The following is a 21,384-nucleotide window of genomic DNA, read 5'->3' as shown; positions in this document are numbered from 1 at the left end:
AGCTAACCCCCCTGTACGAAAAGACGCGTTTTGGATTTAATCCACAGGACATAGATCGGAATAATTAAAAGCAGGAACCACAACACTTGGACACCAAGGTTTTGGAATATCGCGATACCTGTAATTTTGCCTGTGAAAACAGCGCTCGGTAAGTAAGTAATCGCTTGAAAAGGCAGCCACTCTAAGACCGATTTAGACCATCCTGGGAAAAAGGAGATAGGAATAATTAAACCGGAGAACAGGTCAACCGCAACGCGTTTCATACGCATAAGTCCTTCGTTATTTTCCAAGAAAAAAGCGAATAAGCCCGTAATGATATTAATCTGGGTATTAATCAGAAAGCTGAAAAATAGCATCACGAAGTAGATAACCCACAAGCTTGGATCGGTTGGGAACTCAATCGGCAAGAGAAGCCATATGAAGATCATTCCAGGTGTTGTGAAGAGAAGCAGACGGAATACGCCTTCACCCAGTCCCTGCATCATTTTTACAAAAACGTAGTTATAAGGACGAATGAATTGGATGGCCACACTGCCATCACGAATTTCGCTGGCAATTTCACGATCTAAGTTATTGAAGTAAAAAGCGCGCCCCATCCAGGAAATCGCCACATAAGTCGTCATCTGACCTAGCGTCAGGCCACCAATCATAGCTTGCTCACCATAAATCGCTTTATATACAAAATAATAGGAACCAATATTGAGTGCATAGATCAAAATGCCGCTGTAGTAATTAACACGGTAAGCAAGCATCATCAGGAAGCGCATGCGAATAACTTCTAAATAAGCATTAAACATGGGACGCGACTCCCTCTGGCTGCTTCACATCCTCTGGGCGTTTCACATCGGCTGATCCGGCTTTATAAATTTCACGGACGATATCATCTGTGTTGGTTTCATTGATTTTGATATCTTGAATTTGCAAAACACCAACGACACGGCTAAGCACCTCAGAAACATTGGCACGTTCGTGCGGTATGAACACTTTGGCGGACAGCTCATTTTCAAGCTGCCAAGCAACATCTAGACCTCGCGTAAGCTCTTGAAGACGAGCTAAAGTCGTTTGATGCTCAAATTGCAGCACGACTTCCTTGCCTTTGCCCCATTTCACCTTCAGTTCTTCGAGTCCGCCATCATAAATAATTCGGCCATCATCGAGCATGATAACACGGGAACACAATGCTTCAATATCCTGCAGGTCATGCGTTGTAAGCAAGATCGTCGTTTCGTAGCGCTGATTAAGCGATTTGAGAAATTCGCGAATTTCTGTTTTCACTACGATATCTAGACCAATGGTCGGTTCATCGAGGAACAGAATCGCTGGATTATGAATAAGGGAAGCGGCTAACTCACAGCGCATCCGCTGACCTAGACTTAGCTTACGAACGGGACGTGATAGCAAATCAGATAGTTGGAGACGATCGACGAGCTCGTCTAGACGCTTTTTGTAATCGGCTTCTGATACGCGATACACCTTTTTCAATAGTTGAAACGATTCTACGACACCAATATCCCACCAGAGCTGACTGCGTTGACCGAAAACAACACCGATTCCGGCTACGAATTTCTCACGCTCTTTAAATGGAACGAAACCATTGACCTTGATATGTCCTGATGTGGGAACTAGAATCCCCGTTAGCATTTTAATGGTAGTAGACTTGCCAGCTCCATTTTCACCTATATATCCACAAATTTCGCCCTTAGGAATTTGAAAGCTAATATCTTTCACAGCTGTAATTTGCTTATATTCTCTCTGAAATAAATCTTGAAATGCGCCCTTTAAACCCCCGCGGCTCTGCTGAACTTGAAATTCCTTGCGCAGATCTTGAACATCAATCGCTAACATGAACTTACCCCCTGTCTGTGTAGACTCGGCTACATTTTATGGCAAAAATCGCCGTAACTTGCTATCGAAGTTTCATAACCTCTATAATATGGATCATAAAGATGAATTGTACAACACACTCATGATACATGAATTCTGTAAGAAAAAAAAGTACAGATTACCTCTACCTACGAAAGGAGCGCTGAACCTTGAGAGTCATAAAACGAACCTTGCTCCTGATCGGCTTGCTGCTTATGGTAGTAGCTGGTTATTATTCTTATTCTTTCTATAATTTCGCGAACAATATCTCCCATAATTCGGATAATCCACAAGGCAGTGGTAACAACATGATTGCCCAGAATATTAAAGATAAAGGGGATAAATTCACCCCACCTAAATGGGAAGGAAAACAGCGAGTCAACATTTTGCTTCTAGGCGGAGATTCGCGCGGGATGACGAAAAATGAGCTGCCCCGCTCAGACAGTATAATGCTAGCTTCGATTGATCCCGTAACCAAGAAAGCTCACCTATTCTCTATCCTTCGAGATACCTATGTGAAGATCCCAGGCGAAGGCGAAGATCGTATCAACACAGCCATTACATCAGGCGGTCCGAATTTAGCGATGAAAACGGTCAGCGATTTGCTCGGTATCCCTATTCAGTACTATGTTTATACCGACTTTAAAGGATTCATTGCACTTATTGATGCCGTTGGCGGGATTGATATTGACGTCGAGAAAGATATGAAATATTCGGACTCGGAAGATGATCATGTCTATGATATTAATTTGAAAAAAGGGCTTCAGCATCTCGATGGCAAAACGGCTTTGCAGTATGTACGCTTTCGACACGATGCTTTGTCCGACTTCTCGCGTACAGAACGTCAGAGGAAGTTCTTAACTGCGGTCGCACAAAAAATGCAAACAACCTCTTCCCTAATTAAGCTGCCAAGAATTCTAAATGCCATTGATCCTTATATCGATACGAACCTCAGTGTGACGGATATGCTGAAGCTTGGAGGTCTTGGTTTTGAGGCGAAAGCGGACGGAATCGTCAGCTCCCAATTGCCGCCAACCGAGCTGCTGATTGAAAAAAATGTCCGCGGCGCAGCTGTCATTACGGCGAACAAAGAGAAACTGCAGCTTTATGTGAAGAACCTCTTTGCAGGGAATGCTGAGGCTGACTCTGGCCCTACGAAGCCATCGCCTTCGCCTACACCGAAGTCTGCGGTGAAGACGACGAAGTGAATCAATTGAGATTATATGCCTCTACTTGACTAAAGGGCTTAGGGCCCTTCGAGTAGGGGCTTTTTGTAAGACGATAAACGACTACATAGCGTAAAGGAATGATTCTTCTCATGGAACGCAAATTATCCGAACAGTTATATCAAGAAGCACTAAAACATATCGTTGGCGGCGTTAACAGCCCTTCCCGCTCATTCAAAGCCGTCGGCGGCGGCGCGCCTGTCTTCATGAAGCGTGGCCAAGGCGCACACTTTTGGGATGTGGACGGGAATCGCTTCATTGACTACCTCGCCGCCTATGGCCCTATCATTACCGGTCACGCGCATCCGCACGTGACCGAGGCGATTTGCCGCGCCGCACAGAACGGCACGCTGTACGGCACCCCGACCGAACTCGAGATCGAGTTCGCCAAGATGCTGAAGTCGGCGATTCCCTCGCTCGACAAAGTGCGCTTCGTCAACTCCGGCACAGAGGCCGTGATGACGACAATTCGCGTGGCGCGCGCCTTCACGAAGCGCACCAAGATCATTAAGTTCGCCGGGTGCTACCATGGCCACTCGGATCTAGTGCTGGTAGCGGCCGGCTCCGGGCCGTCCACACTTGGCACGCCGGACAGCGCGGGCGTGCCCGCGAGCATCGCGCAAGAGGTCATTACGGTGCCGTTCAACGACATTCCGGCACTCGAGGCCGCGCTTGCGCGTTGGGGTGAAGAGATCGCCGCGGTGATGGTGGAGCCCATCGTCGGCAACTTCGGCATGGTCATGCCCCATGCCGGCTACCTCGAGCAGCTCTGCGCTGCTGCTCGCAGACACGGTGCCCTCGTCATCTACGACGAGGTCATCACGGCTTTCCGCTTCCATTATGGAGCGGCACAGACCTACCCCGGCCTCCCACTTGTGGAGGGCGGTACTTCCGAGGCGGCGGCGCGCTTCGCCGCCGTGGAGCCGGACCTTACGGCCCTCGGCAAAGTGATCGGCGGCGGGCTGCCGATCGGTGCCTACGGGGGTCGCAAGGCCGTGATGGAGCAGGTCGCTCCGCTCGGACCTGCTTATCAAGCAGGCACGATGGCGGGGAACCCCGCCTCCATCTCGGCCGGCATCGCCTGCTTGGAGGTGCTCCAGCAGGCTGGAGTCTACGCCAAGCTCGAGCAGCTTGGCGCAACACTTGCGGGCGGCATCGCAGAATCCGCCGCAAGGCATGGTATCGCCTTGACGCTTAATCGCATCGGCGGCGCCTTCTCCACCCACTTCTGTGACCATCCCATCACGAATTTTGACGAAGCACAGGATACCGACGGCGAACGCTTCGCTGATTTCTTCAGACTTATGCTGGAGCAAGGTATTAACCTCGCTCCATCGAAATATGAGGCGTGGTTCATGACCATCGCCCATACGGATGACGACATTGCGCAGACGCTCGATGCTGTTGATCAAGCTTTCAAAACTATGAAAACTCGCTAGAATAACTTCTCATGTTTATCTGTTACGCGTTAGGTGTTATTGGTCAGATGTTACAGATTAGATGATATGAGTTAGGTGTTAGGTGTTAGGTGTTATGGGTTATGAGTTATGAGTTATGAGTTATGAGTTATGAGTTATGAGTTATGAGTTATGAGTTATGAGTTAGGGTTTTGGGTTTTGGGTTTTGGGTTTTGGGTTTTGGGTTTTGGGTTTTGGGTTTTGGGTTTTGGGTTTTGGGTTATAGTTATGGGTTATGGGTTAAGTGTCATTGGTTAAGTGTCATTGGTTAAGTATTACTGGTTTGAGGTTTCAAGTTATTTTAATTACTATGTGTTAAGTGTTATTGGTTAGATGCCACGGGTTAGATGTTACCAACTAACTGTTCTAGTTGATGTTACGGGTTACGCAAATTAGGACAAAACTATCGAATTGTATGAACCCACCCAAGCTTCCATTGGACAAAATATAATGAAATCGACTTAAACACCCTAAAATTCACACTTCCATTGGAAAATATCCAATCAAATCTGTGATTCCCTACTTTTTAAGGCAATTCCATTGGATTTTATCCAATAGAACCACTTTATCCCCATGACCAATAGCTGCTCTAGCTCTCCAACCAAGGTCTCGGTCTCAGTCTGGGCTGGTTCTGGTTCTTGCTCTTCCTCTAGCTCTAGCTCTTGCTCTTGCTCTTGCTCTTGCTCTAGCTTTTGCCCTTGGCTCTAGCTCTAGCTCTAACGGTCATCATATTTCACAATCTCAACAACTTTCATAAGCTTAAACAACTCCAACTTCTACCACTACATGTCCCAGAAACGAACTATGATCCTATATGGATTGTAGTTCGTTCGTATTTTAAGAGTACCCCAAGCCATGAGAAATATGGTTTTATTCACCAGTATGCAAAAAAGGTAACGCTTACATTTGCGATTTCGATCTGCAACTATTGTCGGATGAACTTTTTCATGCTATTCTAAGATTACTTTTACCCTTTTCGCGAAATGTCTTGTTTTCACAGTATTTTCCTAGAAATTTAGGGCATGATTTACAAATTCTTTGCCGATTTTTGTGTGTAATGCCTTACTTTAAGACGGGTCGATTAGAGCCTCATTTCGAGGGGATTATTTCCTTGAAATTGGTATGCTATTCAATAATATTGCATTTTTATTCAAATTCTTGCATATTTCGGTTTTGACCCCTTTGTGGGTATTTCCTTGAAAATGCTAGGGTTGCGGGCTCATTAATGCCAGAATGCAAGAAGCGTAGTGCAAGAGGAGTTTAAATATGTATGGGAGGTGACGGTCAGGCGACTGACCTGAGCAATGAATGAATTGATGCGTAATGAAGGCCGTTTTCAAGATCTACTAGGAGTCGAACACGACAGCTGCGGGATTATTTGTATTATTGAAAAGAATGGTCACCCTTCCCGTGATAACATCCAAAAAACGATTGAAGCCCTTGTAAAAATGGAGCATCGTTCGGGTTTTATCAACGGTGAAGGCGATGGTTGCGGGATTTTAACGGATATTCCACGTGCTCTTTGGGAAAAGAAATTAACAGATGCGGGTCTTGACGGCAAAATTGCCTACGACAACCGTTTTTCTGTTGGACATATCTTTGTTCCGCGCAAGCTTGACCTGACCGTTACCGAAATCCAGAATGGCATTCGCGAGCTCTTTGCTTCCCATGATGTATCCATCATTCTCGAGCAAGAGAATCAAGTCGATAGCAGCGTTTTAGGCCCTAACGGCTTGAACGATGAGCCTACTTTCTGGCAAATCGCCGCGATTGCGAACAAAACGGAAGGCCAAGTTGCCGATCACCTTTTTGAACTGCACATCGCGATTGAAGATCGTTACAACGTTCACGTTGCTACACTAAGCAATGTTACATCGGCTTACAAAGTATTAGGAGCTGCAAGCATCCTTCCTAAATACTTTAACGATACACGTGATTCTTTGTTCGCTTCCCAGGTTACTATTGGTCATAACCGTTATTCGACGAACACATTATCCAGCTTCTTCCGCGTTCAACCGTTCTCCCTACTCGGGCACAATGGTGAAATTAACACGGTTAAGAAACTTCGTATTGAGGCAGACATGGTTGGTGTACCGCTGGTTAGCGGCGGTTCTGACTCCCAAGATATGAACAGAACGATTGAAACGTTCATTCACCGTTTTGGATTGTCCCTTTTCGAAGCGATGGAAATGGTGTTCCCTCCTATTATTAATGAAATGAAACAGTTCCGTCCGGAGCTTCAAGATTTATATGTGTACTACCGTCAAGTATGGGGTCATTTTGCTCAAGGTCCTGCTGGTATCGTTTCTCGTTATGGCAACGAATGTATTTTCAGTGTGGATGCGCTTGGTCTTCGTCCGGTATGGATGGTTGAGAGCGATACTTCCTTATACTTCTCCTCGGAGCAAGGTGTTATTACAGTTGGCGAAATGGTCGCAGATCCGAAACCAATTGCACCAGGTGAAAAAGTAGGCGTTGTGCTTACACCAGGTGAACACGTTCAAGTTATTCCTTACCATGAAGTGCAAACATTAGTGTACGAACGCGCTAGCAAACGTCTGAATATTGGCGGACTTCGCAAATATCTAAATCCAGTCAAAACAGATGCTCAAGCTGAGCTAAATGAGAACATTGTAGCGACAGATCAATTGTACAGTGCATTTGGTTGGGATCGTGACGGTATTCAACACATCGAAACGATGTCTGAAACAGGTGCTGAACCTATCCGCTCCCTGGGTCACGATTCACCTCATGCTGCCCTTGCTTGGGAACGCCAGAACGTGCCTGACTTTATTAAAGAAAGCGTAGCTGTTGTTACGAATCCTGCGATTGACCGTGACCGTGAGATGGAGCATTTCTCCACACGTATCATTGCTGGTACTCGTACTCCTGTTTATGCTCAAGTAGATAGCAACCTGCGTTTTGAGCTTCTGTCTCCACTTGTACTCGAAGGTACGAATGGCGTAGATAGCGAAGAGCACCTGTCACAACCTTCTTATGAGCAATTGTTGGCCCTGTTCCGTGCACAAGGAGATCATGCTGTAGCCGTGCTTTCCAGTACTTTCGCTCGCGGAACTTCTCTGAGTGACGGCTTGGACGCTCTGGCTGCTGCTGCTATCGCCGCTGCCCGCAATGGCGCTGCACTGATCGTACTTGACGATGCAGAAGCTCATCAAAATGACCGTTTGTGGCTTGAGCCGCATCTTGCCGTTTCCAAAATCGATATCGCACTTCGTGCGGAAAAACTCGGTTTCGGCGACAACTTGCGCCGCCATGTTACTTTGATCCTGCGTTCCGCTGCAATTCGCAGCTTGCATGATATCGCTGTAGCTTGCGGTCTTGGCGCAGACGTTATCTCACCATACCTGTTGTTCTCAACGGCTTCTGATAAAGAAGGCCATGCTGCAGCTGCACGTAAAGTGTATGCAGCACTGACGAAAGGTTTGGAGAAAGTTATTTCCACGATCGGTACTCATGAGCTTCGCGGTTACACACGCTTCTTCTCCTCCATCGGCTTCCATCCGGAAGTTGCTGAAGTATTAGATATCGTGAACTACCTCGGTAGCGAAAAAGCGGGAACTGGCTTTGCCCAGCTCGAAGCTGATGCCGAATTACGTTATACCGATTTTACAAATCCAAAAGCAAAAGCAGCGAAAAACTTCCGTTTCTTCCAACGTATGTGGAAAGCATTAGGCGACGCCGCTTCAGGCGCTGCTCCTTATAGCGACTACCGCGACAAGCTGCGTGAAGAAGAGAAGAAGAACCCGATTTCCATTCGTCACATTGCTGGATTCAACATTGACAAAGCACTGAGCGAAGGCCGCAAGGCACTCGATCCGTCACAAGTTGATATCTCCATTGGCGGCCATTCCTTGCCGATGCTGATTTCTTCGATGTCATTCGGTTCACAAAATGAAACAGCTTTCCGTGCCTACGCTGAAGCCGGCGAACGCCTGAACATGGTTACCATGAACGGCGAGGGCGGAGAGATTAAAGATATGCTCGGCCGTTACAAAAAAACGCGCGGTGCGCAAGTCGCATCCGGACGTTTCGGCGTTAACGTAGAATTAGCTAACGCAGTCGCTTTCCTTGAGATCAAAATCGGTCAAGGGGCTAAACCGGGCGAAGGCGGTCACTTGCCAGGATCCAAAGTAACAGCGAAAATCGCTGCTGCTCGTAACGCAACGATTGGTTCTGACCTGATCTCTCCTTCTAATAACCATGATATCTACTCGATCGAGGATTTGGCGCAAATCATTTCCGAGCTTAAAGAAGGTAGCGGTCGTAAAGCGAAAATTATCGTTAAAATCCCGGTTGTACCAGGTATCGGTACGATTGCGGTTGGTGTAGCGAAAGCAGGCGCTGACGTTATCACACTTTCCGGTTTTGACGGCGGTACAGGTGCGGCTCGTATTCACTCCTTGACACACGTTGGTCTTCCAACAGAGATCGGTACGAAGCTTGCTCACGTTGCTTTGATTGAAGCTGGTCTTCGTCACCGCGTTGAGCTGTGGTCCGATGGCGGTCTGAAATCAGGCTCTGACGTTGTTAAAATGGTTATGCTCGGTGCGAACCGTGCAGGATTCGGTAGTATCGCGATGCAATCGATCGGCTGTACAACTTGCCGCGGCTGTCATTTAGATACTTGTCACGTTGGTATTGCTACACAAATCGATTCCATGGAAGAAGCGGAAGAAAAAGGTCTTCGCCGTTTCGTACCTCGTCAATTCGATGTAGCTGTAGACAGCTTGGTTCGTTTGTTTGGCGGTATTGGTGAAGAAGTACGTGAAGTCGTTGCTTCCCTTGGTTTCAAAAGCTTACAAGAACTCGTTGGCCGTTCCGATCTATTGGAACAAATCAGCCACGTAGATCGTATTGATTTGTCCGACATCCTTCGTCCGGCTCCACTTCAGTTCATCTCCGATGCTGAAAGAGCAATGGAAGAAGCGGCTGTATCATCCGATATCCGTATCGCTGCAGGTGCAGAAGGTCTAGAATTCTTCCCAGAATCTTTGGCTCTTGATGCTCCAATCGTACGCAACTGGTCCAAAGTGGATGCCGAGTCCCGTATTCTCGGAGCTCGTTACTCCAGCCATCGCGTAAGAGATCGTTTCGACGGCAGCTACGATGAATTGCCAACAGTCGAGCTGAACTTGATTGACGGTTCCGTACCAGGAAACGGTCTAGCTGCATTCAATGCTCGTGGCGTAGACATTACTGTTCACGGCGGCGCTGAGGATGGTCTTGGTAAAATGGCCTTCGGTGGTAAAGTTGCGATTGTTAAATCACTTGGCAAAAACAACACCTTCATCAACGGCAGCGTTGGTAAATCGTTCGGTTACGGCGCTCAAAAAGGTTTGTTCTTGATTCAAGGCAGTGCAGATACACGCGCTTGTATCCGTTTCTCTGGTGCAGACGTTGTATTCGGTGGAGAGATTACAACTCCACTTCGTGATGAGCTTGGCGGACTTGCCGCTCGTGCGAACCTCAAAGGCTTCGCGTTCGAGTACATGACAAACGGCCGTGCCGTTGTTATGGGCGATCCAGGTCCATGGATTTGCGCAGGTATGACAGGCGGCGTGATCTACCAACGTCTCGTGCCAGAAATGGGTCTAGATCAAGCAGCAATCGAACGTCGTATTGCCAAAGGAGCGAAAGTTAAACTTGAAACCATTGGCGTACAAAGCAAAAAAGATCTTTCTGAATTGCTCACAGCTTACCACGCTGAGCTTGCTAAATCCGGTCAATCCGATGCAGCAGCAAAAATCGAAGGTTTGCTAAGCAATCTTGAAGCTAACTTCATCCGTATCTCACCGGTTAACATGCAAGCTGACCAATCTGTTGCTACGGAGTAGAACATTGAGAAAACCTCTATCGAGGCCATTCAATGATGAGCGACCGCGTTTAGATGTAGGTTTTATCGCCAATAAGAAAGCGGTTTTCGGGTACCGAAAACTTATACTTTCTTATGTGGTCAAAAAGCTTCACAAGACCTTCACTGGTCTTGTGGAGCTTTTTTTCATGGAAAGAGTTTGCATCGGGTGCATAAAATACGTTCAACCATCGCATTTTATTAGTGAAGCACCCATCCGCATACCATAGGAGGTTTTTAGCTATGAGCCACTCGAAACGCCGCGATGAAGCAGCATGGAAAAGCCGCAAACAAGCTCAGCATCCACATGGTAAGGTGAAGGCTCTGGAGGAATTCGCCAGTGAGTACGACGCGGAACATAAGAAGTAAGTAACTCCCCTCCCCCGTCGAAAGAGGGACCAACACAAAGAGCTCGGTAATCTCGTTTCTAGTGAAACGCAGTTATCGGGCTCTTTGGTTTCAAGCACTAGGAAGACCTAGCTTGGCATTTAATGCAACAAACGGATGAGTACGGTTTTAATCTCGAACGGCGTAAAGGAGAGCAGGTAGTGTCCTTCATCACCGCTCAGCGTTTCCAATGGATTTTCCATTAAATCTGCAAGCAGGGCCTCTCGATGAGGAAGATGAACCGAAAGCTTAATTTCGCCGTTCATTCCCGAAGTTTCATAAAGGCGAACCACGAGAGCATCTTCGTCCTCCGCTTTTTTCACCGCTTCAATCATGACCTTGGGGCCTTCAATCTCAAAGCCTGAGAACCTCTTCGGCAATCCGCCTTCTTCTTCACTTGCCAAGACGACTGTAATTGGAGCGTTTAACTCATAGCCTTGCTTGAAGACCTCCGCCTGGATGAAATCCCCTTCATGCGGCAATATGGCGTATACGAACTGATGACGCGCCCTGTCACAAGTTGGATCCGGATGGGATGGACTACGAAGTAAATTGATATCCATGACATTGCGGTTAACACTGTAGCCGTACTTGCAATCGTTCAGGAGAGCAACGCCGAAGTCCGATTGGGAAAGATCGATCCACTGATGAGCACTTATTTCGTCCTTCGCGTAATCCCACAGCGTGTTTCGGTGAGTTTGCCGTTTCAGATGACCGAATTGAATATCGCAATTCACTTGATCGGTATATACGTTGACTGGGAAAGACGCACGCAGCATCTTGCTGTCTTCCTGCCAGTCGACATCCGTTTCAAAATCGATTCGTTTACTGCCCGCCGTCAGAATGATTTTTTGCGTGAGTACCGACTTGCCGTAATGATACTCCTGCTCAACCACCGCTTTAGGCCCGCTGATGTAGGTCTTCGATTGCATGAGCTTCAGATGCGCAGGCTTCGTACCTGCATAATCGCCAGGGAAATCCCAAGCATCGCCGTCATCGTGATAGATGGACAGCACGTTCGCAGATTCACCAGCAGCGATTACTTCTCTTCCAAGCGCTTTGTCGATGATCGATAATATGCTTCCGTCAGCACCGAAGCCGATCTTGATCAACTCGTTCTCAAGTGTATCGTTCACGGCCGTCACTTCGAATGAGGAGTATGGAGATAACGCTGCCGAGTCTATAACCTGATAGCCCATAGCAGGAATCGTTACCTGTATCCATTGATTGTCTAGCTGCATCCATTCGCAGCGCTCCCATGGAAGGGAGTTGAAGAAGACCATCGGACGTACTGCTCCATGCGTCCCTATGGAGGATGCAAAGCCGCGATACATCTGATCAGTTAGCTCCGTTACTCTAGCTAGTAAAATTTCGTAACGTGCAAGGGATTCGTCGAATACACGCTTAATAGAAGAACCAGGCAAAATATCGTGGAATTGGTACAACAGCACCTCCTTCCAGATTGTTTCAAGCTCCTCGGTCGGATACTCGTTACCGTACGCGAAATGGAGCGAAGCAGCGAATTCCAGCTCTCTCAACGCCTTTTCAATCTTCCGGTTATATCGTTTATTGCGGGCTTGGCTGGTTAACGTTCCTTGGTGCTTTCTCTAGGTAGAGTTCACCTTTCCATGTCTTATATTTCTCTTTATTCATAGCCAGCTTCTCGAAAAAGTTCAGGGCCGGCTCCTGTTTCACCGGAATAAGCCCTTGGAGATTCTGCTCACGCTGAAGGCGCTCCAGGTGCTCTTCTCCTGGTCCGCCACCACCGTCTCCGATTCCGAACACGACAAGGCAATGATCGGATACATTTTTATCCAAATAATCCCTTTCAGCCTTAAGAATCGACCTTGGCAGCGCCGGACCATTGTAGGTATCTTCTGGCGGCAAATGCGTTAACACGCGGCTTCCGTCCAGCCCTTCCCAGAGAAACGTATGATGCGGATGATTGTTATGGACGTTCCACGATAGCTTCTGTGTCATGACGTACTCGACCCCGGACTTCCGCAGAAGCTGCGGCAAGCTGGCCGAATAACCAAAAATGTCGGGAACCCATAGCATCTTCATATCGAGACCGAATTCCCTCTGAAAAAAACGTTTCCCAAAGAGAATTTGCCTGACAAGTGCTTCTCCTCCCGCAATGTTGGAATCCGGCTCCACCCACATGGCACCTTGCACTTCCCAGCGTCCTTCCGCTATGCGCTCTTTGACCTGGGCGTATAATTTCGGATGCTGTTGCTTGATCCACTCGTATAATTGAGGCTGACTAGCTCCGAATACATAATCGGGATATTGCTCCATCATCCGCAGCGCGGTGGCGAAAGTCCGAGCCCCTTTGCGATAAGTCTCCCGAATTGGCCACAGCCAAGCCAGATCGATATGCGCGTGTCCAATCGCAGTAGCCGTCAGTGTTGGATCTCCGCCCTGCTTGCTTAATTCCGGAGCCAGAATACGTCTTGCCTGCGCCACGTTCTCTTCTGACATATCCCTGAGTAGTAGATGAACGTCATAAAGGGCCTGAAGAATACGTGCTCTTCTTGCCGATTGATCCTCTAGATGCTTGGCCAGATCGAGCAGCACCTCATAATCGTAATATAGCTGTCTTGTAGCTTCGCTGCAGATGGCTATTTGAGCCTCCTTCAGCGTTCCGCTCCGGTAATGCCCGAACAAGTCGTTATTGCCAGCATCAGCCCAGAGATCGATGACTTCTTCCCCCGATGCGCTAGATGCGAACTGCACGACGCGTTTGCCAGGCAAACCAAGCGTTAAGTCAAACTCTGAGTTCACGTTAGTGAGCCCTTGCGTCGGTGTTCCTTCCTCATCGACAAGGCATAGCTCTCCGTTGACATCTAACACAAGTACAACCTTGCTCCCCGCAGCCTCTCTCGGCACTTGACCCTGGAAATGAAACCAGGCACAATCCCACAGCTCTCCCCACTTCTCTCCCGGGCGAACTTCAAGAAACTGTCCCGACATTCTTTCCTCGAAGGATACGGGCTCCTTCGTTACATATGCGATGGCCGAAAGAGGAGCTACCGGCAGGTAAATATGATTTTCGATTCGATTTAGCGTTTGCTTAAGGGTTTCCACCTTTATTGGCGTGTATGGCATGTAGATCTGCACCATCCTTCGATCATTATGTATGAAGCTAATGCTTAATGTTATACGCCTTTGGTCACTTTAAACATATAACAATAATAAATATATCATATATATCAATTATTTTAATGTTTTGAGCAGAAAAATACAAGCAAAAAAACTGACCTCGGCTGCATGCCAGAGATCAGTCTCTTTCGTTCTCTTATTCTTGCGGAAGTACTGGACCCGACGTTTGTTTGACAACCAATCTCGGCTCCAAAACCACTCTGCTATTTTTAAGGTGGGTTCGATTCCCCTTTATAGTGTCAATGATCAGCTCCCCAGCCCTAGCCCCTATTTCGCCCTCGTTTTGGTCGATATATGTGAACAGACTTAGCTCATCCATCAATGGACTCGGATTATCAAAGGTCACAATGGACAAATCTTCCGGCACGCGGAGCCCTTCACGCTTGGCAATAGACAAAATGTGTACGCCCAGGTTTCCGTTCAGCGCAATGTATGCGGTTGCCATCCGGTTCTTGATAAACCGGTACAGAGGGTGCTCAGGATTATCCGATGAGGGCTGGGATGCAAAGTCCGTCAAGAATAACGCAGGATTGATCATCTCGCCTTTATCTCTGAGTGCGCTAATGTAGCCATCCACCCGTTCTTCCACAGATACAGTCGGTTGAGGTGAATCGGAACAAATCGCGATGTTGCGGTGACCGAGGCCCCACAAGTGATCTACAGCCAGTTTGGCTGCCAAAGCGCTGTCGGAATATACCGTATTCGTCTCTACGCCAGGCAAATATCTGTCAATAAGGACGAAAGGATAATCCGTCATTTTAAGTGTAATGATTTCCTCATTATAGACCTCGGCATCCACCGGAAAAATAATCAAGCCAGCTACTTTATCTTTCAAATCCCGAATGATTTCCTTTTCCCGCTCCTTTGAATTGAAAGAGAACATCATTAGCAGCGAGTACCCGCTATTCTCAAGAACGGAAGTAATGCCCCGGATCAACCGGATTGCAAAAAAATCGTCAACGAACGGAAAGATAAGTCCGATCTTCGGACGTGCCGCGTGATTAGCGGGCGGCGATTGAACGGCCATTTTCTTCGCTAGAGGAATATAGCTTTCTGGGATACCCTTTATAAAGGTTCCCCTACCCGGAATGCGGTAAATCCAGCCTTCCCGAGCAAGCTCGTTCAACGCATTGGCTACCGTGATCCGGCTAACATTAAACTGTTCGAGAATTTCCTTCTCAGTCGGAATCTTGTCGTCCTCTTGCAATTTTCTAGAGCTGATCAGTTCTTTAAAATGATTTTGAATCTGAATATATAGCGGTTCCCTGTCTGTGCTCATCCTACTACAAGCCTCCAAGATTACTCTCCTATATAGTTATAAAGAGCTCATATTAAATATAGCATATAGCCCCCAGCATTTCCAAACCATTTCTGTCAAACCTCCGTAGGATAATATTTAGATACTCTATTCGGGTTCTACCAATTTGTTATGTAGTATATATTTTATATATTTTTTCAACTTCACCGAAGGGAGGAAATATGACAGATAGGGAATTACGAGCAATCGCGGGCTGAAGCTGGATCCATACCCGTTACTCATCCAGCGCCTGTATAGGACCAAATTGTTATGCATGATGCAACAACGCAGGGAGAGAGGCGAGATTTAGGCAGCAATTGTTGCACTTTCTACAACATCAATCAACCGCGTATATGGATTCATTCATTCCAGCAACCACAATTGAGCATATATGACGATGGATCCCGATTTCAGGCACCTCATAAATAACATAATCTCACCCCTTTCATAATTCCAAAGAGGTGAGGCTGTAAAGTCACTTTAAACCCACTCATACGTATCTGGCGGCTGATCCGTTATAAAGCTGCTTGGCTCGCCTAGCGAGAACATACATAACTCGTGCATAGCCCGGGTGCACGCGGTGTAAAACAGCTTGCGCTCATTGTCATGTCCGTACTGATGACGGGAACCGTCATAGATGAGTACAGCATCGAACTCTACCCCCTTCGCCAGATACGAAGGGATGACGAGCACGCCCGAATCGAAGGTCGGGCTATGTTTGGTGATAAGCCCCAGAGGCACTTGCAGCTGGGGCTCTAGGGCTTGGTGCGCGAGCTTGCTCTCGCTCGCGGTTTTGGCGATGATCGCGATGGAGGCATAGCCTTCGCCTAGCAGCCGATCAATCTCGGCTGCCAGCAGGCTATGCAGCGATCCGCGATCGCTGACCTTGATCACCCGCGGCTTAGCACCGCCGCGGGTGAAGGGCTCTATGGCATCGCCGCCAGGCACGATGCCTCGAGTGAACTCCACGATCTCGCGCGTGGAGCGGTAGCTGCGGAGCAAACGGATAACCTCCGTTTGCTCCGGCCCGTACAGAGCGGCAATCGGATCGATTTCGCTATACGCGGAAGCGTGCGAATAGATCGCCTGGTTCAGATCTCCTAGCGCTGTCATCCGGCAGCGCGGGAAAAGCCGTTTCAGGTAGGCGAGCTGAAACGGGGAATAATCCTGCGCCTCGTCGATGATGACGTGGCGCACGGAGCCGTTCGTCTGGAAGCCACAGACCGCTTCCATCATGTATAAGAACGGCGTCGCGTCCTCATACGGCAGCCTGGCCTGCGCCAGCTCCTTCAGCGTCCGCTCGCATATTGCGGACCAATAGGGCGGCTTATTCTTTACCGGACTCCCTTGATTCTCTATCAGACTCCCCTTACCAACTTTCATTTCATGCATAGTTTCCTCTTCACGAAACAATTGCCCATACAACCCTCTCAGATCTACAAACTTAAGCCGCTTCACAGCGTTCCGCACTGGTTTCAAATGCTCCTTGATAACGTCGCGTGCAAGCAGCAACCTCTCTTGATCAAAATCATCAAATGTGACTCCCTGCCCCCGCTCCATTTTTCGCATCCGCAAATAAGCAAGGTGATACTCTTCACTACTAAGAAGTTCAATCTCTTCCTCAACCCAAGCTTCTTCAAGCTCAAGCTCTGCAAAGTGCTCTAGCTGATCCAGAATCCAGCCCCGCATCAATTCCAATCGGTTCGGCAGCCGAAGGGCCGGATCATAGCTGTAAAACCGCTCCACCAATTGGGCAGCGCTCAACACTTCCTTTTCACGAAACTTAACAGGGTTAAATAGCATATCAGTATGCATCAACCGCCCCTGATAAGCATGCATGACAGCAAGGAACTCCGATGATGACTTGTAATAAATTCCGCTTAAACGAGCATTGTAAGCACATTCCTCATCCCCCTGTGGGATATACTCCTGGGCCTTCTCCCCCTTTTCAGATGTATGCCCCCTCGTTAACACATACTCTAATTGCGTAAACGAGTCCTCCACATCATACTCTTCACCCAATCGATGCTCCAAATAGGCCTGATAGGTCGTTTGCTGCATGTTTTCTTCGCCTAATTCCGGCAATACCGTGGATACATAGTGATTGAAAAGCGGATTTGGTGAAAATAGCACCATCTGGTCTGAACTCAACTGATCTCGGTGCTTATATAGTAAGTAGGCGACTCTTTGCAGAGCAGCCGAAGTTTTCCCACTGCCAGCTACCCCCTGCACGATGAGCATTTGTGCTTTGTCGTTTCGAATAATGCGATTTTGTTCTTTTTGAATCGTCGCCACGATCGTCTTCATTTGCGAGTCAGAGCTTCGACTGAGCACTTGCTTCAACAATTCGTCTCCGATCGTCACTCCTGTATCAAACATCAGCTGAATATGGCTGTCGCGAATGACGAATTGGCGTTTCAACAGCATTTGTCCTTCTACCATGCCGTTCGGTGTAGTAAAGGCTACTTCCCCGGGCGCATAATCGTAATAAAGACTGGAAATGGGTGCTCGCCAATCATAAACCAGATAGTGATCCTCCTGCTCATCCAAAAAGCCAGCTATACCAAGATAAATGGCTTCTCCATGTCTCTCATGTCGTTCGATGAAATCGATGCGGCCAAAATAAGGGGATTTCACAAGTCTATTTAACTTGCCTAAAGCTGCTGCTGCCTGTCGATGAGTACGTTCTCGCTCAGATAGCACCTCCGCTTGCTGCCGCATACTTGCAATCGATTCTGCCGCGTCTTCCGTTGTGCTTAGATCCATGGTGACTTCATCCCAATAATGCTTGCGAATCTCAACAACATCCGATTGAACCTTACCAACCTGATCTTCTAACCCTGTAATTCTTATGTGCATCTTTGCTGTTACTTCTTGAACTCTCTGTTCCTCTGCTGCCCAATCCTGCTCAGTTAAATTCATTACAACACCTCTCTTCAGACCATGTAAAATGCAAATTTGACACGAAGGTTGTCTTGATGCTATAATTATATTAGGATAATAATGTTATTTATTACATTTTTTCCTATTCACTCTTTATCATATCAATTCGCTTACCTAAAATCAACAAATAAACCCAAGAGCTTGTGCTCTTGGGTTTTTCTGCTCGTATTTTATATATAGAATGCCGCAATTAACAGCTATGGAGTTCACGAATTCGCTCCACAGCCTGTACATGATGCCTAGCATGTCCCGCCATCATCTTAAGCAATCTAACAACCGACTCTTCACGATTTTTTGTAGTTATAACTGTCCGCTCAAGCGCACCGGGGAGATGTTCACATAATCCAAGGATATGCTGTCTCAAACTACGAAACAACTGCACTTCGTATGTAATTGGCCTCGCCGAATATTGAAGACTAACACTCCAATCATCCTGTGAAAAACGATTTCCTTCGTAGGTACGCCCCGGCTCTGCTAAGGCAAATTTCACTTTGTGGATCGTGACTAATTCCAAATCAATTAGGTGCAGCACTTGTTCACGAATCGACCATTTACCCGGGGCTTCCGTTAAATTGAGCTGCTCCTCAGACAAGCCATCTACGGCACATTCCAACTCAACGATTCCATCAGCGTACATCTTCTTAATTTCGTCGTCCGAAGCAAATAGCTCCTCCCAGAAAACGAAGGTATACCCATCAACGGCGGGAACAAAAACCTTACGAATATGCCCCGTTTCTTCTTCTTTTCTCAGCTCATTCCATCCGTTTTCTTGCAAGCTTTTTTCCACTTCGTTAACGGAGCTCACCCCTATATAAACGAGATCCCCCGCTTGCGGGTTGGAGGGCTTAGGCTGCAACCAACGAGCTAGGTAAGCCTCTTGTAATTCATCCTCCTGCTTGGTTCGCTGACCTCTCTGTATCAATACAACTTCATCGTTCAACCAAATGCGAAGCAATGCTGCATGACCGGCAGGTGCTGCCTCCACCAATTCCCAACTAAGCTGTCTTGTATAAAAAGACACCGACTTCTGAAGATCATCGACTTGCAGCAGCAGCCTCGCTTTGCCATGACTCATAGTTTTTTTTCCTTTCATCAATCAAACTATCTACGTGAGGAAGCAAGTAATTGTTTTAAATATGATTTACCAAACCTTCATGTTTCAAAAAAAATACGCTCCGTCATCATTTCGACGGAGCGTACGCCATTTCCTACTTCTTGGCCGTTTGGTAGGCCTCGATATATTGAGCCGCCTTCTTGGCGACAAGGCTGTAGTTACCCGTTTTGACGGCTTCGCTAGTCAAATCGGAACCGATGCCGACGGCAACAGCGCCTGCCTGGATCCACTCGCCGAGGTTGCTCAGCGAGACGCCGCCGGTCGGCATGATGTTCGCCTGCGGCAGCGGACCTTTAATGGCCTTAATCATCGCGGGCGAGTAGAGATTGCCCGGGAAGAGCTTGACGATATCGACGCCGAGCTCAAGCGCCGTCTGAATCTCTTGAATCGTCATGCACCCTGGCATGACGGGCACTCTGTAACGGTTGCAAAGCTCAACCGTTTTTGGGTTAAGCGATGGGCCGACAACGAACTCGGCCCCACTGAGGATCGCGGCACGCGCCGTCTCAGGGTCCAGGGCTGTGCCCACCCCGATGATCGCGTACTTGGCCGCGTCCTGCGCTGTGCTCGAGTAGCGCTTCGCAAGCTCCTCGATAGCGCGCAGCGCGAAAGGCACGGTCATTGTGACCTCGATGACCTTAATACCGCCGGCAATGGCTTGATCGGCCATTTCCACGACTTCTTCTGGCGTATCGCCGCGTAGAACGGCAACGACACCTTCACTTGTTATTTGTTGGATAAGTTTAATTTTTTTCATTAGAATCTACACCCTTCTATTTCAAGCATTTTAACGTTCTATATGTTTAACATCGTTAAGTACAGCATCCACTTGTTCCCAAGTCGGTGCGCCTTCCCAGTCCCCTTCGGTCTGAACGATCAAGGAGCCCACAAGGTTACCGATGCGCACGGCTTCCGCATATTCATACTCTTTTAACAAGCCAACCAAAAAGCCCGCACAGAAACCATCACCCGCTCCAACGGTATCAACCACATGCTCCGCTTTGAAATAAGGAACTGCTGTAACGCTATCTGAGGTTACGACGTACGTCTCATTTTCCCCACCCTTGACGATGGATATCGCTGATAATTCACGCAGCTTACTCACGATAACATCCCAGTCCTCTGTCTGGTAGAGCAGCTTCAGTTCATCTAAACCAGGTAAGAAAATATCAGACAGCTTAGCCAGTTCTAACAGCACGGGACGTGCATCTTCGATACTCCAAAGCTTTAAACGCAAATTAGGATCAAAGCTGATCTTAACGCCATGCTTACGCGCAATTCGAATAGCTTCGAAAGCCGCCTCTTTACAAGACTCGCTCAAGGCAGGAGTAATGCCTGTGATATGCAATATTTTGGCCCCAGCGATATAAGCCTCATCCAAATGCTTCGCACTCATCTGACTCGCTGCTGAATTTTTGCGATAGTAGTAGACAGACGTTTTGCCCATAAGTACTTCACGCATCATCAGCCCCGTAGGAGCTTCTGCTGTCAACTCAGCACGTGAAACATCGACGCCTTCACCACGGATTTTTTTGAAAATCAGGCGACCTAATGGATCTTTGCCTAACCGTCCGAACCAGCCGACCTTCCCGCCAAGCCGTGAGATACCAATAGCTACATTACTTTCGGCACCACCAAACAAGCTGTGAAGCTCAGATGAGTATTCCAGTCCCTTGCCGCCGGAGGGCATGAGCAGTGCCATCGTTTCCCCAAAAGTGATGATATCCGGGCTAGATCCTGAATGCGATTGCGTATTTGCTGTCATAGAAGCTCTCCATCCATTTCCCGATCACGCCTGTGCGTGTCCAGTTAATTGAAACGTTTAAATAAACGATATATCTCATATTATAGAGCAAGTTGAGCGTTTATACCAGACTTGACTTACCGTCATGGCGCTCGAGATCTTCGATCATGCGATGAGTAATTTCAAAAATCTCCCTCCTTCTCTTCCGTCCTGATCATAGCGCAGAAAAAAGAGAGCCACATTGTGACTCTCTTCTCCATGCTAGTCTCAATAAGTTTTAGACCGTCACGCAACCACTGAATTGTAGCCCCCGCAACGA

General features: G+C 47.7%; 13 protein-coding genes. 4 read left to right on the top strand and 9 right to left on the bottom strand.

What is annotated here, in order from left to right; genetic code table 11:
- Nucleotides 1-2: 2 nt before the first annotated feature.
- Nucleotides 3-797, bottom strand: a complete 795-nt coding sequence (locus QFZ78_RS25950; protein WP_307551845.1) for an ABC transporter permease — start codon at nt 795-797, stop codon at nt 3-5.
- Complete coding sequence (locus QFZ78_RS25945) at nt 790-1,845, bottom strand: ABC transporter ATP-binding protein (RefSeq protein ID WP_307551842.1); 1,056 nt, start codon at nt 1,843-1,845, stop codon at nt 790-792. The genes QFZ78_RS25950 and QFZ78_RS25945 overlap by 8 nt, the downstream gene beginning before the upstream one ends.
- Before the next feature lie 197 nt (nt 1,846-2,042).
- Here QFZ78_RS25945 and QFZ78_RS25940 point away from each other — a divergent pair, with 197 nt between their 5' ends.
- The 4 genes from QFZ78_RS25940 to QFZ78_RS25925 all read left to right on the top strand — a co-directional run bounded on the left by QFZ78_RS25940 (nt 2,043) and on the right by QFZ78_RS25925 (nt 10,787).
- A complete protein-coding gene (locus QFZ78_RS25940) occupies nt 2,043-3,071 on the top strand; it encodes an LCP family protein (protein ID WP_373461139.1) in 1,029 nt (342 codons plus the stop codon).
- A gap of 110 nt (nt 3,072-3,181) precedes the next feature.
- Nucleotides 3,182-4,528: a glutamate-1-semialdehyde 2,1-aminomutase gene (locus QFZ78_RS25935; RefSeq protein ID WP_307551840.1), complete on the top strand. Its 1,347-nt coding sequence runs from the start codon at nt 3,182-3,184 to the stop codon at nt 4,526-4,528.
- A 1,322-nt stretch (nt 4,529-5,850) separates the two neighbouring features.
- Nucleotides 5,851-10,401: a glutamate synthase-related protein gene (locus QFZ78_RS25930; RefSeq protein WP_307551838.1), complete on the top strand. Its 4,551-nt coding sequence runs from the start codon at nt 5,851-5,853 to the stop codon at nt 10,399-10,401.
- 260 nt (nt 10,402-10,661) lie between these two features.
- On the top strand, nt 10,662-10,787 hold the full coding sequence (locus QFZ78_RS25925) for a DUF6254 family protein (RefSeq protein ID WP_307435385.1): 126 nt from the start codon (nt 10,662-10,664) through the stop codon (nt 10,785-10,787).
- Nucleotides 10,788-10,906: 119 nt separating this feature from the next.
- On the opposite strand, the gene QFZ78_RS25920 is transcribed toward QFZ78_RS25925, so the two are convergent.
- From QFZ78_RS25920 to QFZ78_RS25890, 7 genes are all read right to left on the bottom strand, one after another.
- Nucleotides 10,907-12,355 (bottom strand): alpha-mannosidase, encoded by a 1,449-nt coding sequence (locus tag QFZ78_RS25920; RefSeq protein WP_307555899.1) that lies wholly within the window; start codon nt 12,353-12,355, stop codon nt 10,907-10,909.
- Between the two features lie 16 nt (nt 12,356-12,371).
- A complete protein-coding gene (locus tag QFZ78_RS25915; RefSeq protein WP_307551836.1) occupies nt 12,372-13,913 on the bottom strand; it encodes a glycoside hydrolase family 38 N-terminal domain-containing protein in 1,542 nt (513 codons plus the stop codon).
- Nucleotides 13,914-14,103: 190 nt separating this feature from the next.
- Complete coding sequence (locus QFZ78_RS25910; RefSeq protein ID WP_307551834.1) at nt 14,104-15,246, bottom strand: GntR family transcriptional regulator; 1,143 nt, start codon at nt 15,244-15,246, stop codon at nt 14,104-14,106.
- A gap of 498 nt (nt 15,247-15,744) precedes the next feature.
- Nucleotides 15,745-18,186 (bottom strand): RNA polymerase recycling motor HelD, encoded by a 2,442-nt coding sequence (gene helD / locus QFZ78_RS25905; protein WP_307551832.1) that lies wholly within the window; start codon nt 18,184-18,186, stop codon nt 15,745-15,747.
- Between the two features lie 211 nt (nt 18,187-18,397).
- The gene (locus QFZ78_RS25900) at nt 18,398-19,282 is read right to left on the bottom strand and encodes a DinB family protein (RefSeq protein ID WP_307551830.1); all 885 of its coding nucleotides are present in this window, start codon (nt 19,280-19,282) and stop codon (nt 18,398-18,400) included.
- Between the two features lie 133 nt (nt 19,283-19,415).
- The gene (locus QFZ78_RS25895) at nt 19,416-20,078 is read right to left on the bottom strand and encodes a bifunctional 2-keto-4-hydroxyglutarate aldolase/2-keto-3-deoxy-6-phosphogluconate aldolase (protein ID WP_307551828.1); all 663 of its coding nucleotides are present in this window, start codon (nt 20,076-20,078) and stop codon (nt 19,416-19,418) included.
- Between the two features lie 30 nt (nt 20,079-20,108).
- The gene (locus QFZ78_RS25890) at nt 20,109-21,086 is read right to left on the bottom strand and encodes a sugar kinase (RefSeq protein ID WP_307551826.1); all 978 of its coding nucleotides are present in this window, start codon (nt 21,084-21,086) and stop codon (nt 20,109-20,111) included.
- Between the last annotated feature and the right edge of the window lie 298 nt (nt 21,087-21,384).

The sequence above is a fragment of the Paenibacillus sp. V4I5 genome (genome assembly GCF_030817255.1).
Lineage (GTDB): Bacteria > Bacillota > Bacilli > Paenibacillales > NBRC-103111 > Paenibacillus_E.
Note: the sequence above shows the minus strand (reverse complement) of the source record. Positions and strands in the feature narration are given on the sequence as shown.

Coding starts and splice junctions, on each gene's coding strand:
- QFZ78_RS25950 (WP_307551845.1), bottom strand. CDS start 797: ATGTTTAATGCTTATTTAGAAGTTATTCGCATGCGCTTCCTGATGATG.
- QFZ78_RS25945 (WP_307551842.1), bottom strand. CDS start 1,845: ATGTTAGCGATTGATGTTCAAGATCTGCGCAAGGAATTTCAAGTTCAG.
- QFZ78_RS25935 (WP_307551840.1), top strand. CDS start 3,182: ATGGAACGCAAATTATCCGAACAGTTATATCAAGAAGCACTAAAACAT.
- QFZ78_RS25930 (WP_307551838.1), top strand. CDS start 5,851: ATGAATGAATTGATGCGTAATGAAGGCCGTTTTCAAGATCTACTAGGA.
- QFZ78_RS25925 (WP_307435385.1), top strand. CDS start 10,662: ATGAGCCACTCGAAACGCCGCGATGAAGCAGCATGGAAAAGCCGCAAA.
- QFZ78_RS25915 (WP_307551836.1), bottom strand. CDS start 13,913: ATGCCATACACGCCAATAAAGGTGGAAACCCTTAAGCAAACGCTAAAT.
- QFZ78_RS25910 (WP_307551834.1), bottom strand. CDS start 15,246: ATGAGCACAGACAGGGAACCGCTATATATTCAGATTCAAAATCATTTT.
- helD (WP_307551832.1), bottom strand. CDS start 18,186: ATGAATTTAACTGAGCAGGATTGGGCAGCAGAGGAACAGAGAGTTCAA.
- QFZ78_RS25900 (WP_307551830.1), bottom strand. CDS start 19,282: ATGAGTCATGGCAAAGCGAGGCTGCTGCTGCAAGTCGATGATCTTCAG.
- QFZ78_RS25895 (WP_307551828.1), bottom strand. CDS start 20,078: ATGAAAAAAATTAAACTTATCCAACAAATAACAAGTGAAGGTGTCGTT.
- QFZ78_RS25890 (WP_307551826.1), bottom strand. CDS start 21,086: ATGACAGCAAATACGCAATCGCATTCAGGATCTAGCCCGGATATCATC.